This window comes from Formosa sp. L2A11 (assembly GCF_009796865.1).
Lineage (GTDB): Bacteria > Bacteroidota > Bacteroidia > Flavobacteriales > Flavobacteriaceae > Formosa.
Map to the genome: position 1 here is coordinate 614,690 of NZ_CP047028.1, position 13,435 is coordinate 628,124.

13 protein-coding genes are annotated in these 13,435 nt (G+C 33.1%); 8 read left to right on the forward strand and 5 right to left on the reverse strand.

Annotated elements, in window-relative coordinates:
- Positions 1 to 3: 3 nt before the first annotated feature.
- Together topA and GQR95_RS02795 are read right to left on the reverse strand one after the other, a co-directional pair.
- Positions 4 to 2,544: a type I DNA topoisomerase gene (gene topA / locus GQR95_RS02790; protein WP_159021698.1), complete on the reverse strand. Its 2,541-nt coding sequence runs from the start codon at positions 2,542 to 2,544 to the stop codon at positions 4 to 6.
- Positions 2,545 to 2,682: 138 nt separating this feature from the next.
- Positions 2,683 to 3,444: a hypothetical protein gene (locus tag GQR95_RS02795; protein WP_159021699.1), complete on the reverse strand. Its 762-nt coding sequence runs from the start codon at positions 3,442 to 3,444 to the stop codon at positions 2,683 to 2,685.
- Positions 3,445 to 3,582: 138 nt separating this feature from the next.
- Here GQR95_RS02795 and miaB point away from each other — a divergent pair, with 138 nt between their 5' ends.
- The 7 genes from miaB (at position 3,583) to groL (ending at position 10,401) form a co-directional block, all read left to right on the forward strand.
- Complete coding sequence (gene miaB / locus GQR95_RS02800; RefSeq protein WP_159021700.1) at positions 3,583 to 5,025, forward strand: tRNA (N6-isopentenyl adenosine(37)-C2)-methylthiotransferase MiaB; 1,443 nt, start codon at positions 3,583 to 3,585, stop codon at positions 5,023 to 5,025.
- Positions 5,026 to 5,075: 50 nt separating this feature from the next.
- Positions 5,076 to 6,347, forward strand: a complete 1,272-nt coding sequence (locus GQR95_RS02805) for a sigma 54-interacting transcriptional regulator (protein ID WP_159021701.1) — start codon at positions 5,076 to 5,078, stop codon at positions 6,345 to 6,347.
- Positions 6,348 to 6,350: 3 nt separating this feature from the next.
- The gene (locus GQR95_RS02810; protein ID WP_159021702.1) at positions 6,351 to 6,857 is read left to right on the forward strand and encodes an LptE family protein; all 507 of its coding nucleotides are present in this window, start codon (positions 6,351 to 6,353) and stop codon (positions 6,855 to 6,857) included.
- Positions 6,851 to 7,882: a hypothetical protein gene (locus tag GQR95_RS02815; protein ID WP_370514526.1), complete on the forward strand. Its 1,032-nt coding sequence runs from the start codon at positions 6,851 to 6,853 to the stop codon at positions 7,880 to 7,882. Before GQR95_RS02810 ends, GQR95_RS02815 begins: the two co-directional genes overlap by 7 nt.
- Positions 7,882 to 8,241 (forward strand): preprotein translocase subunit SecG, encoded by a 360-nt coding sequence (gene secG / locus GQR95_RS02820; protein ID WP_159021703.1) that lies wholly within the window; start codon positions 7,882 to 7,884, stop codon positions 8,239 to 8,241. The genes GQR95_RS02815 and secG overlap by 1 nt, the downstream gene beginning before the upstream one ends.
- Before the next feature lie 148 nt (positions 8,242 to 8,389).
- Positions 8,390 to 8,668 (forward strand): co-chaperone GroES, encoded by a 279-nt coding sequence (locus tag GQR95_RS02825; protein WP_057781169.1) that lies wholly within the window; start codon positions 8,390 to 8,392, stop codon positions 8,666 to 8,668.
- A 104-nt stretch (positions 8,669 to 8,772) separates the two neighbouring features.
- On the forward strand, positions 8,773 to 10,401 hold the full coding sequence (gene groL / locus GQR95_RS02830; RefSeq protein WP_159021704.1) for a chaperonin GroEL: 1,629 nt from the start codon (positions 8,773 to 8,775) through the stop codon (positions 10,399 to 10,401).
- Positions 10,402 to 10,480: 79 nt separating this feature from the next.
- Here the strand turns inward: groL and GQR95_RS02835 are convergent, their stop codons facing one another.
- The gene (locus tag GQR95_RS02835; RefSeq protein ID WP_159021705.1) at positions 10,481 to 10,912 is read right to left on the reverse strand and encodes an exosortase F system-associated protein; all 432 of its coding nucleotides are present in this window, start codon (positions 10,910 to 10,912) and stop codon (positions 10,481 to 10,483) included.
- The gene (xrtF, locus tag GQR95_RS02840; RefSeq protein WP_159021706.1) at positions 10,890 to 11,456 is read right to left on the reverse strand and encodes an exosortase family protein XrtF; all 567 of its coding nucleotides are present in this window, start codon (positions 11,454 to 11,456) and stop codon (positions 10,890 to 10,892) included. The genes GQR95_RS02835 and xrtF overlap by 23 nt, the downstream gene beginning before the upstream one ends.
- Positions 11,457 to 11,545: 89 nt before the next feature.
- On the opposite strand from xrtF, the gene GQR95_RS02845 reads away from it, so the two are divergent.
- The gene (locus GQR95_RS02845; RefSeq protein WP_159021707.1) at positions 11,546 to 12,004 is read left to right on the forward strand and encodes a GAF domain-containing protein; all 459 of its coding nucleotides are present in this window, start codon (positions 11,546 to 11,548) and stop codon (positions 12,002 to 12,004) included.
- A 125-nt stretch (positions 12,005 to 12,129) separates the two neighbouring features.
- Here GQR95_RS02845 and GQR95_RS02850 read toward each other — a convergent pair whose 3' ends face one another.
- On the reverse strand, positions 12,130 to 13,380 hold the full coding sequence (locus GQR95_RS02850) for an ABC transporter permease (RefSeq protein ID WP_159021708.1): 1,251 nt from the start codon (positions 13,378 to 13,380) through the stop codon (positions 12,130 to 12,132).
- Between the last annotated feature and the right edge of the window lie 55 nt (positions 13,381 to 13,435).

The window sequence follows — 13,435 nt, forward strand, 5'->3', positions numbered from 1 at the left end:
GAATTATTTCTTTTTTGCTGTGGTTGTCTTTTTTACTGTAGCTTTTTTAGCAGGAGCCTTTTTCTTAGCAGGTGCTTTCTTTTTTGCTGCAGTCTTTCGCTTCGGAGTTTTTGCTTCAATTAAAGCTTTTGCTTTATCTAAAGTAATCTTCGTTGCATCGACAGTTTTATCTAATTCTACCTTTATTTTTCCTTTGATAACATTATGTCTTCCCCAACGTGCTTTCTCTACACGAATACCTTCATCTTCCCAATTGTGAATGACTTTATCAATCTCTTTCTGAATTTTCTCTTTTATTAACGTTACAATATCATCATCAGATAAATTATCCCAATCGTATTTTTTATTCACGTTAATAAACATATTGTTCCATTTAATAAATGGCCCAAAACGTCCTTTACCTTTTTGTACAGGTAAATCGTCGTACATATATATAGGTGCGTCTGCTTCTTGTTTCTCTTTTATTAAAACAATAGCATCTTCTAATTCTACACTTAACGCATCTACGCCTTTAGGTAAAGACACATAAGCTTCTCCAAATTTAACATAAGGACCGAAACGTCCATTATTTACAACAACAGGTAAATCTTCGTAAGTTCCTAGGTCTTTAGGTAGTTTGAATAAATCTATAGCTTCTTCAAACGTAATGGTATTTAATTGCTGGTCTGGAGATAGACTTGCAAATATTTTATCTTCTTCTTCTGCAGCTCCTATTTGTGCCATTGGCCCAAATTTACCTAAACGTACACTTACTTGGCGCCCTGTTTTAGGGTCTGTTCCAAGAATACGTTCTCCAGATTCGCGTTCTGCATTTTCTTGAACATCTTTTACATGCGGATGGAATTTTTTATAAAATTCCTTCATCATTTCTGTCCAATTCTCTTTTCCTTCAGCAATATCATCAAAGTCTTCTTCAACTTTTGCTGTAAAATTGTAATCTAAAATACTTTCAAAGTGACTTACCAAAAAGTTAGTTACAATCATTCCAATATCTGTTGGAACTAATTTTCCTTTATCCGATCCTACTTTTTCTGTAAGTAATGTATCTTTTACTTCGCCTTTGGCTAATCTAATTTGTGTATACTCACGTTCTACACCTTCAACCATTCCTTTTTCAACATAGTTTCTATTTTGAATTGTAGAAATTGTTGGTGCATATGTAGACGGACGACCAATACCTAACTCTTCTAATTTCTTAACTAAAGAAGCTTCAGTATATCTATAAGGCGGTCTTGTGTAACGTTGTGTTGCTGTAATATATTCGTTAAGAAGTGTTTCGCTTACCTTCATTGCAGGCAACATACCTTCTTGTTCAGTATCTTCATCATCTGTACCTTCTAAGTACACTTTTAAAAATCCGTCGAATGTAATAACTTCTCCATTTGCAGAGAATACTTCTTTATGTGTAGATGCAGAAATTTTAACGTTAGTACGTTCTAATAACGCTTCACTCATTTGAGATGCAATGGCACGTTTCCAGATTAACTCGTATAAACGGGCTTGATCACGATCTATATCTACAGAATGTACTGCAAAATTGGTTGGACGAATAGCTTCGTGAGCTTCTTGTGCTCCTTTAACTTTTCCTTTATGCATGCGTTCTTTAGCATATTTTTTCCCGTAAGCGTTTTCAATTTCTGCTTTCGCGCCTTTTCTTGCTTCGTCGGATAAATTTACACTATCTGTTCTCATATAAGTAATTAGACCGGCTTCGTACAAACGTTGCGCCATAGTCATGGTTTTACTTACTGAAAAATATAATTTACGTGCTGCTTCTTGTTGAAGGGTTGACGTTGTAAATGGTGCTGCTGGAGATTTTTTAGCGGGTTTCTTTTCTAAATCGGCTACTTTAAAATTAGCTGAAGCATTACTTTCTAAAAATTTAAAAGCGTCTGCTTTTGAAGTAAACGATTTTGGCAACTTCGCTTTAAAAGATTGTCCTGCCTCGTTAGAAAACTCTGCATCTATTCTATAAGATGCTTCTGCTTTAAACTGTTGAATTTCGCTTTCACGTTCTACAATTAATCTTACAGAAACAGATTGTACACGTCCGGCAGATAAACCACCTTTTACTTTACGCCACAATACTGGAGAGAGTTCGTAACCAACAATTCTATCTAATACACGACGCGCTTGTTGCGCATCTACCAAATTGTAATCTATACCACGAGGGTTTTCAATTGCTTTTTGAATGGCTGTTTTAGTAATCTCGTGAAAAACAATACGTTTTGTTTTGTCTTTATCTAGTTTTAAAGTTTCGGCTAAATGCCAAGCAATTGCTTCTCCCTCCCGGTCCTCATCACTTGCTAGCCAAACCATTTCGGCTTTCTTTGCTAAGTCTTTCAGTTTTTTTACAACTGCTTTTTTATCGGTGGAAACTTCATATTTCGGACTAAAATCACCTTCAACATCTACTCCTAATTCTTTGGATGGAAGATCGGCAATATGACCAAAACTAGACTCTACTTTATAATCTTTACCTAAAAATTTTTCGATCGTTTTCGCCTTTGCAGGTGACTCCACTATTACTAAATTCTTCGCCATTTTTATTTTTTTGGTGCTGCAAATGTATATGAAAAAAGCAACATCTTCCTAATTTTATAAGCATTCAGTACGACGAAAGGTTAAAATCGTCGATTTTAAACCTATAAATTTTCAAATTAATTATTAATTTTTTATCAATTACACTAACGTTTGCGCAGAAACAGTTTGGTCTTCTGAATTTTCGAAGCCTATTACTTCCTTATAAATTATATATAAAGGTATGTATGTAAATGATAGCGTTGCGAGTAAACCTACACAACACATTAAAAATCCTATCATTTCTGCTAAAAATCCACTTACAATAAGTAAACCAAAAGATAGTAACCATTTTTTATGTCCTATTTTAAAACTTAATTTAAGTATTTCTGAAACACTACGCTCCGGATTAAAAGCAAAAACAAGATTAACAAATGATAAAGGAATAATAACATAAAACAAAGGCAACAAAAACAATAAAGATGCTGCAATAGAAATACCCATTACTATTACAGACAATACAATTAACTTTCCTAAATATTGTTTTTTAAAATAGAAGAAATAATCGTCTTTAGTCGTTTCTCCATAATCCTTTTGTTTGCAAATTCTATAAAAAGCAGATTTAAAACTCAAGCTTACTACAGAAGCTATAATACCAAAACAAATAAAAAATAATAACACCCCAAAGATAAATCCAAAACTAACATTTTCATTTCCACGAATCATTTCTGGAACTATTCCAAACGCTAAAAAGGGTACATATATAATAAGGTAGAAAGGAATAATGATTAGCATGGTTAGAAGCAATATTATTAAGCCTTGCAACCATACTTTTTTAAAAAGCGCCATAGATTGACCAAAAATAGTCCCGAAGTCTAATTCCTTCGCGTTATTTACCTTTTCTTCAAATTCGTTTATAAACATCCTGATTGGTTTAGTTTTGGATAAAGGACGTATTTTTTAACAAAAATACAAGAAAAATCAAACTGACACTTTGTCATAAGTGTAAATTTAATTGTATCTTTGCAAACTTATTGACTGATAATTATTTTCAGCAACATTATGGAGAAGACAATTGACGAAAGCAAACAAGGAGAATCCCTTGTATTAGAACAAAAAAAAGAAAATTCACGTAAACTTTTCATAGAAAGCTATGGCTGTGCTATGAATTTTAGTGACAGTGAAATAGTTGCATCAATATTACATAAACAAGGATATAACACCACCCAGAACCTAGAAGATGCAGATTTAGTATTGGTAAATACCTGCTCTATTAGAGACAAAGCAGAACAAACAATTCGTAAACGTCTTGAAAAATACAATGCGGTAAAACGTATTAATCCAGGAATGAAAGTTGGCGTTTTAGGCTGTATGGCAGAACGTCTTAAAAACAAGTTTTTAGAAGAAGAAAAAATTGTAGACCTTGTTGTAGGACCAGATGCATATAAAGATTTACCTAATCTTTTGGCAGAAGTAGAAGATGGACGAGATGCAATAAATGTTATTCTTTCTAAAGAAGAAACTTACGGAGACATTTCTCCTGTACGTTTAAATAGTAATGGCGTAAGTGCATTTGTATCTATTACCAGAGGATGCGATAATATGTGTACGTTTTGCGTAGTCCCTTTTACTCGCGGACGAGAACGTAGCCGCGAACCACAAAGTGTTTTAGAAGAAATTAAAGATTTATGGACTCGTGGTTTTAAAGAAATTACGTTATTAGGCCAAAATGTAGATAGCTATTTATGGTATGGTGGCGGCATGAAAAAAGATTTTGACAAAGCAACAGATATGCAAATTGCAACCGCTGTTAATTTTGCTAAACTTTTAGAAATGTGTGCTAAAGCATATCCTAAAATGCGTATTCGGTTTTCAACATCAAATCCTCAGGATTTAACTTTAGATGTTATTGAAACTATGGCGAAATACAAAAACATTTGTAATCACATTCATTTACCTGTACAAAGCGGAAGCAATCGCATACTTAAAGAAATGAATCGTTTACATACCCGTGAAGAGTATTTTGAATTAATAGACAACATTCGCCGTATACTTCCAGAATGTTCTATAAGTCAAGATATAATTACTGGTTTCCCTACAGAAACAGAACAAGACCACCAGGACACGCTTAGCTTAATGGAATATGTAAAATACAACTTTGGTTATATGTTTTATTATTCTGAACGCCCAGGAACACTAGCAGAACGTAAAATGGAAGACGATATCCCCTTAGATGTTAAGAAAAAACGTCTGGACGATGTGGTACAACTACAACGTAAACACAGTGAATTTAGAACAAAAGCATTTGTAAATACAGAAGTTGAAGTCTTAATTGAAAGAGAATCTAAAAAATCTGACCAACATTGGTCTGGAAGGACATCTCAAAATGTAGTAGCCGTATTTCCTAAAGGAGATTATAAAATAGGAGATTTTGTTACTATAAAAATAAACGATTGTACAAGTGCAACTCTTATTGGTGAAGCCACTGCGCTTTCAAACCTTTAAGCAAGCAGACAAAACTTAGACCAACAATTAAAAGCTAAAAACAATATTATATGGAATCAGTTCAAGCCATAAAACAACGTTTCGGAATTATAGGTAACGACCAAAAACTTAATCGTGCTATTGAAAAAGCAATACAAGTTTCGCCTACAGATATTTCTGTTTTAGTTACCGGAGAAAGTGGAGTTGGAAAGGAAAGTATTCCTAAAATTATACACCAGCTTTCTCATAGAAAACACGGTAAATATATTGCCGTTAACTGTGGAGCTATTCCTGAAGGAACCATAGACAGTGAACTTTTTGGTCACGAAAAAGGGGCTTTTACAGGAGCTACACAAACACGATCTGGATATTTTGAAGTCTCAGACGGAGGAACCATCTTTTTAGACGAAGTTGGAGAATTACCACTAACAACACAAGTACGTTTACTTCGTGTATTAGAAAACGGGGAGTTTTTAAAAGTAGGATCTAGTCAAGTTCAAAAAACAAATGTTCGTATCGTGGCAGCTACAAACGTTAATATGTTTGAAGCCATTAAGAAAGGAAAGTTTAGAGAAGATTTATACTACCGTTTAAGTACTGTAGAAATAAACCTTCCACCCTTACGCGAAAGAAAAGAAGATATTCATTTATTGTTTAGAAAATTTGCTAGCGATTTTGCTTTAAAATATAAAATGCCAACCATAAAACTAACCGACGATGCGACACTAGAATTATTAAAATTCAGATGGAATGGTAACATTCGTCAGTTAAGAAACGTTGCAGAACAAATCTCTGTGTTAGAAGAAAACAGAACAATAAACGGACATACAATTAGAGGTTACTTACCAAACACAGCTCATAATTTACCGGCAGTAATATCGAACACAAAATCGGATTCAGACTTTAGTAGCGAAAGAGAAATACTTTACAAAGTACTATTCGATATGAAAGCAGATTTAAACGATCTTAAAAAACTAACTGCCGAATTAATGAAAAACGGCACAGATAAAGACGTTCAGAAAAACAACGAAAGTCTAATTCAGAAAATTTACGGAGACGAGTCTGATGCGGAATATGACGACAATGAAGACGATCTGGAAATACTTTCTATTGCAGAATCTAGTCCTACAACTCTTGTAGACGCTTCTACAAATAATCCTTTAGACAAATATCATTTTGCTGAAGAAATTCAGGAAGAAGAAACACTATCTTTACAAGACAAAGAATTAGAATTAATAAAAAAATCGTTGGAACGTCACCAAGGAAAACGTAAATTGGCCGCCGCAGAATTAGGTATTAGCGAACGTACATTGTACAGAAAAATTAAACAGTACGACTTATAGATCATGACTTTAAAACACTACATTATACTTTTATTCGCTGCTATTAGTTTAACAGCATGTGGCGCTTACTCCTTTACGGGAGCAAAAGTTAATCCAGACACAAAATCTTTTCAGGTTAATTATTTTCAGAATAATGCCGCTTTAATAGAACCTGGAATAGATTTAGATTTCACAAATGCGTTAACAGATTTACTTATAAATCAGACTAATTTAGATAATGTAAAATCTAACGGAGATTTGGTTTTCGAGGGTGAAATTGTAGAATACAGAATTTCTCCAACTACAGCCACATCAGACGATACAGCAGCACAAAACCGATTAACTATTTCGGTTAATGTTCGTTTTTATAATAAGCAAGATGAAGAGGCTGAGTTTGAAAAACGTTTTTCATTCTTCTATGATTACGATGGGACAGCACAACTTGTTGGTTCGTTAAAAACAACTGCAATAGATGAAATATACGACCAAATAACTCAAGATATTTTTAATGCGGCTTTAGCGCAATGGTAACGATGACTCCTACAGATTTTACAAATATATTACAATATCCAGAAGCTTTAGTCTCTGAACAAGCTAGGGATTTAAAAAGTATTATAGAAGAATTTCCATACTTTCAGCCTGCTCGTGCGCTATATTTAAAAACGCTTAAAACTAGCGAAAGCTTTAAATACAACCAGGCATTAAAAACGACGGCAGCATACACGACAGATCGTAGTATTTTATTCGATTTTATAACATCAGAGGCATTTGTACAGAATGAAATTTCTCAATTTATAAAACAAAACACAGCACACTTAAGAGACATTAATGTAAATGTAGACGATATATCTGTTGGCAAAAAAACAACAGACAAACTATTCGATACTAATATTAATGAAACAGAAAATACAGCCGAATTCGTTCAGCCAAAAATAACACCTGCCAAATTATTTCATTTCACAGAAGATCCTTCGGAAGCACTAGAAGACACTAAAGAAGCAGCTAATAACACAACTAAAGACAGCCAGGACAGTAACCAAAGCAATACAGATGCTGTTAGCCCAGAAACTATTTTAGAAATAGGAAAACCGTTAGACTTTAACGGTAATGAAACACACTCTTTTAACGAGTGGCTAAAACTAACATCTTTCGAGCAAATAGACAGATCTGTTCCGAAACCTACTCCCTCATTAAAAGAAGAGGAGGAATTAGAAGCAGAGAATATTTTACCTAAAACAGAAGAAAAAATAGTAAATGCTACCTCTCCAGAACAAGCTAAAAAGTTTGCATTAATAGATAAGTTTATTTCAACAAACCCTAAAATTGATCCTAAAAGATCTTCTGGTGTTTCTCAGAATTTAGCAGAATCTCATCTGCTACAACCTGAATCGTTAATGACAGAAACTTTAGCTAGAATTTATGTAGAACAAAAAAACTACAAGAAGGCAATTCAATCTTATAACATATTAAGTTTGAAATATCCAGAAAAAAGTGGTTTCTTTGCTGACCGAATTAAAGCGGTAAAGCAAATACAAGAACAAAATAAGAAAAACTAATGAGTACGTTTACAATATTTTTATTCCTAATCGTTGTAGTAGCATTTTTATTAATCGTAGTAATCATGGTGCAAAACCCTAAAGGGGGAGGATTATCTTCATCTTTTGGAGGCGGCGGTTCTCAACAAATTGGTGGTGTAAAGAAAACCACTGACTTTTTAGATAAAAGTACATGGACATTATCAGGGTTAATGTTAGTCTTAATTTTATTATCTAACGTAGCTATTAATAGAGGTACTGGAACTTTAGAATCTAAAGCTTTAGATTCTGATACAACAGCACAACCATTACAAAACACAACTGTTCCAACTCCAGCAACTACAACACCTGCTGCACCAACAGAAGGAGCTGCTGAGTAAACATAACAACTCATATTTACAATATTAAAATGCCAACTTATACAGTTGGCATTTTTTGTTGCTGAAAGTTTGTCAGTCTAATAGACTTGGCACAATTTTAGAAATACAATATGTCGTAAATTATAAACTATTTAAAACATATAATAACATGAGTAAAGTAAACATCACACCACTTGCAGACCGTGTTCTGGTTGAACCACTTCCTGCAGAAACTCAAACAGCATCAGGATTATTTATCCCGGATTCGGCTCAAGAAAAACAACATAAAGGTATTGTTGTTGCTGTAGGTACAGGTAAAAAAGATGAACCACTTACTGTAAAAATTGGAGATAAAGTTCTTTATGGAAAATACTCTGGTTCAGAATTAAAATTAGAAGGTACAGATTTCTTAATGATGCGTGAAGACGACATTATGGCGATAATCTAAATTTTAGATTATACTAACTAAGATTTTTAAAACAAAACGTATAAAAAATTAAAAGAATAAGTTTAAAGCTAACCGCTTAAAATTTATTGTAAAAATCAATAAAAATGGCAAAAGATATAAAATTTGATATTGAAGCGCGCGACGGTTTAAAACGTGGTGTAGATGCTCTAGCAAATGCAGTAAAAGTAACTTTAGGACCTAAAGGTCGTAATGTAATTATCGGACGTTCTTTCGGAGCACCAGTTGTTACTAAAGATGGTGTTTCTGTAGCTAAAGAAATCGAATTAGAAGATCCTCTTGAAAATATGGGAGCTCAAATGGTAAAAGAAGTTGCATCTAAAACCAACGATTTAGCTGGAGATGGTACAACTACGGCTACTGTTTTAGCTCAAGCAATTGTTAAAGAAGGTCTTAGAAATGTTGCTGCGGGTGCTAATCCAATGGATTTAAAACGTGGTATCGATAAAGCTGTTGAAGCTATCGTTGCAGACCTTGCAAAACAAACAGAAACTGTAGGAGATTCTTCAGATAAAATCAAACAAGTTGCAGCTATTTCTGCTAACAACGACGATGTTATTGGTGATTTAATTGCAATGGCATTTGGAAAAGTTGGAAAAGAAGGTGTAATTACTGTTGAAGAAGCTAAAGGAACAGATACGTATGTAGATGTTGTTGAAGGTATGCAGTTTGACAGAGGATATTTATCACCTTACTTCGTTACAGATAGCGAAAAAATGATCACTGATTTAGACAATCCTTACATTTTATTATACGACAAAAAAGTATCTACAATGAAGGATTTATTACCAGTACTTGAGCCTGTTGCTCAATCAGGTAAACCTTTATTAATTATCGCTGAGGATGTAGACGGAGAAGCACTTGCTACTTTAGTAGTAAACAAATTACGTGGATCTCTTAAAATTGCAGCTGTAAAAGCTCCAGGATTTGGAGACAGACGTAAAGCTATGTTAGAAGATATCGCAATCTTAACTGGTGGTACTGTAATTTCTGAAGAAAGAGGATTTACTTTAGAGAACACTACAATCGATATGTTAGGTACTGCAGAACGTATCACTATAGACAAAGACAACACAACAGTTGTTAATGGTGCTGGAGATAAAGACATGATTAAAAACCGTGTTAATCAAATTAAATCTCAAATAGAAGCGACTACTAGCGACTACGATAAAGAAAAACTTCAAGAACGTCTTGCTAAATTAGCAGGTGGTGTTGCTGTACTTTATGTTGGTGCTGCAAGTGAAGTTGAAATGAAAGAGAAAAAAGACCGTGTAGATGATGCTTTACATGCAACAAGAGCTGCTGTAGAAGAAGGTATTGTTGCCGGTGGTGGTGTTGCTTTAGTAAGAGCAAAAGCTGTACTTGAAGCTATTACAACAGAAAACATAGATGAAACTACAGGTATTCAAATTGTAGCTCGTGCTATTGAATCTCCTTTAAGAACAATTGTTGAAAACGCAGGTGGAGAAGGTAGTGTTGTTGTTTCTAAAGTTTTAGAAGGAAAAGAAAACTTTGGTTACGATGCAAAAACAGAACAATATGTAGACATGCTTGCTTCTGGAATTATAGATCCTAAAAAAGTAACTCGTATTGCATTAGAAAATGCAGCATCTGTTGCAGGAATGATCTTAACAACAGAATGTGCTTTAATAGATATTAAAGAAGACGCTCCTGCTATGCCTCCAATGGGTGGTGGTATGCCAGGTATGATGTAATCTTTAAACACATCTTATAAAATTAAAAACCGAAGTCTTATGGCTTCGGTTTTTTTATGCTTTAAAATGTATATTAATATTATTTTTTAATTTGCCTCTGATAATAAAAAGCAGGTAAAAGCAATAACAATAATAGTGGCTGAATTAAAAAACGACGAATATTAAAAAGCATAAAATAACTGTCTTGTTTTGCGTTTAAAACTAAATACAAAAACACAAGAATCAAAATAAAATAAGCAATAGCAAAAAATATAGCCGAAAACTTTAATGCTTGTCTGTCTTTAAATACAAAATATATAATCCCTAGAGACAATAATGTATTTAAAACATAGCGTAAAGTAGTAAATCCAATCAGTTTAAAAGTATTGAAAACAGGTGCATCAAGAAACAAATAATCATTTTTAAAGAATTCTAAAAACGGATCGTAAAACAAGTTTGATTCAAAAGCACGAATTAAAATCAATCCTAAAACTAATAAGGCAATAAGACTATAACGTTGAATTTTCTGCATCCTTCTTTTTAATTTTTACAAAATAATTCATCCAAATTACCCATAACAAAAACACCATTCCATAAATAATTAACGGAAACAAAACACCATGTATTATATGCTCGGAATCTGGATAATAATATAATGCAATAGATATTATTGCAATACGCAACACATTAACAACGTATATTAAAAGTGTTCCTCCTAAGATATAGAGCACTGTTTTTTTTAAAGTTGACGCAAATGCAACAATAAACGACATAAAAAGCACAATTACATTTATGGCATTACACCCTTCAATAACACGAATAATATATGTATTGTTTAAATACAACCTTACCCATTGCTCTCCCTCATGCAATACAATATTAGAATTATAACCAACAACATTTAAAACACCTTGAGCCTGTTTTGCAACGTGATATGTAATGTAATCAGGCTGATACGTTGTTGTTTTAGAATAATCTAAATACCATTTATAACTTAAAGACATTATAAAATATACAGCTAGAAACGTAACTATAAATCGAATTACAGGTTTATATGTTTGAAATAAAGTAGACAATAGTAGTAAATGTTTAAGTTGATAAATTTATAAAAATGAAGTTCCATTATCGTTCCATTTTAAATACTTTTACAAAAAAAATATAAAATATGTCTTTATCATCTTTAAAACCTCAAGTTGAAACTATACTTTCTAATTCTGACAAAACATTAGACGAGCGTCTTTTATCTGTTTGCCAATTATTAGATCAAGAGGTCTCTTACTATAATTGGGTTGGGTTTTACTTTAAAAACGGTGATAAAAACGAACTTAAACTGGGACCTTACGTAGGTGAACCAACAGACCACACTATTATTCCGTTTGGAAAAGGAATTTGCGGACAAGTTGCTGTAAGTAATGAAAACTTTATAGTTCCGGATGTAGCAGCACAAGACAATTATATTGCATGCAGCATAACAGTTAAAGCAGAGATTGTTGTTCCGCTTTTTGTAAATGGTGAAAATGTTGGGCAAATAGATATAGACTCGAATACTCCAGACCCCTTTACAGAAGAAGACGAACGTTTCTTAGAGTATGTTTGCGAGCAAGTTGCAAAATTACTAGCATAAACATTAAGATACTTAATAAAAAAAATCTCGATTGCTTTCTTTTACGAAAGACGTCGAGATTTTTTATTTAATACAAAGAGATCTAAACCCCTTAAAGTATTATATGTTTCTTATAAACTTAAATATTACATTCCTGTTCGTATTGCTTCAACCGGATCTAATTTAGAGGCAGAAAGCGCGGGTAATACACCAGATATTAATCCGATTAATGTAGATAGAGAAAATCCGATTAGCATATTCCAGAACGATAATACAAATTCAAAATCGTCTACAAACTGCGAAGCTATTACAGAAATAATCCACACAAAGAAAAGACCTATTAATCCTCCAATAACGGCAAGGATAATAGCTTCAAATAAAAACTGAAATAATATAAACTTATTCTTAGCTCCTAAAGATTTCTGAATTCCGATAAGATTTGTACGCTCTTTTACACTTACAAACATAATGTTAGCAATCCCGAAGCCTCCAACAAGTAATGAAAATCCGCTAATAATCCAACCAACAAGATTCATTACACCTATTATATTATCTATAGCATCCGTCATTCCAGACAATTTATTCACAAAAAAGTTATCAGGTTCATCGGCTTTTAAACCTCTATGAATTCTAAATTTTTGTCTTAAAACTTCTTCAAAAGCGGCAATATCCACACCTGCTTCAGGTTTAATTACAATAGCACCAGGAATACCGTCTGAGCCTCCATTAGTAAATTGTCTTACAAAATTTGATGGCACAAATGCTTTTTCGTCTGGAGAATCGAAAAGTGTAGATCCTACTTTTTTAAGCACTCCAATAACGGTTACTTTTCTTCCATACATACGCACTTGCTTACCAAGCGGTTGTTCTGTTTCAAAAAGGTTTTCTGCTAAACCTGCACCTATAACAACAACTGGTGCTCCTGTAGAAGATTCAGATTCTGTATAAAACCGCCCCGCTCCTATTTTTAAATCTTCAATTTCATAAATTCCGAAAGATGCTGGAGACACTTCTACATTACTAATGGCATTATCCTGATATTTTATGGTTTCAGAATTTCCAAAAATAATATAGGCACTCGTTTTAATATCTGGAATATTTCTATTTACAAATTCGTAATCATCATTTTCTGTTTGCGGAAAGTTATCGCGTTGCCATCTTGGAATTTCTGTAGGCCCAAAAGAATACTTTGTTAAGTAAATTGTGTTTTTATCTAACCCAGACAACTGTCCTTTAATACTTTGATCTAAAGAATCTACGGCTGCCAAAACTGCTATAATCGAAAATATACCAATAGTGACTCCTAATAAGGACAAAAATGTTCTTAATTTATTATTTCGCAATGCATTTATGGCAAACGAAAAACTTTCTTTAAAAAGTCTTAAATACAAAATCATTTAGAAGTGCTTTTATTAAAATATTGACAATTTAAAGATAGGACGTTTTAATTAT

Excerpts from the sequence above, each read along its gene's own strand:
- topA (WP_159021698.1), bottom strand. The coding sequence starts at position 2,544 with ATGGCGAAGAATTTAGTAATAGTGGAGTCACCTGCAAAGGCGAAAACG.
- GQR95_RS02795 (WP_159021699.1), bottom strand. The coding sequence starts at position 3,444 with ATGTTTATAAACGAATTTGAAGAAAAGGTAAATAACGCGAAGGAATTA.
- miaB (WP_159021700.1), top strand. The coding sequence starts at position 3,583 with ATGGAGAAGACAATTGACGAAAGCAAACAAGGAGAATCCCTTGTATTA.
- GQR95_RS02805 (WP_159021701.1), top strand. The coding sequence starts at position 5,076 with ATGGAATCAGTTCAAGCCATAAAACAACGTTTCGGAATTATAGGTAAC.
- GQR95_RS02810 (WP_159021702.1), top strand. The coding sequence starts at position 6,351 with ATGACTTTAAAACACTACATTATACTTTTATTCGCTGCTATTAGTTTA.
- GQR95_RS02815 (WP_370514526.1), top strand. The coding sequence starts at position 6,851 with ATGGTAACGATGACTCCTACAGATTTTACAAATATATTACAATATCCA.
- secG (WP_159021703.1), top strand. The coding sequence starts at position 7,882 with ATGAGTACGTTTACAATATTTTTATTCCTAATCGTTGTAGTAGCATTT.
- GQR95_RS02825 (WP_057781169.1), top strand. The coding sequence starts at position 8,390 with ATGAGTAAAGTAAACATCACACCACTTGCAGACCGTGTTCTGGTTGAA.
- groL (WP_159021704.1), top strand. The coding sequence starts at position 8,773 with ATGGCAAAAGATATAAAATTTGATATTGAAGCGCGCGACGGTTTAAAA.
- GQR95_RS02835 (WP_159021705.1), bottom strand. The coding sequence starts at position 10,912 with ATGCAGAAAATTCAACGTTATAGTCTTATTGCCTTATTAGTTTTAGGA.
- GQR95_RS02845 (WP_159021707.1), top strand. The coding sequence starts at position 11,546 with ATGTCTTTATCATCTTTAAAACCTCAAGTTGAAACTATACTTTCTAAT.
- GQR95_RS02850 (WP_159021708.1), bottom strand. The coding sequence starts at position 13,380 with ATGATTTTGTATTTAAGACTTTTTAAAGAAAGTTTTTCGTTTGCCATA.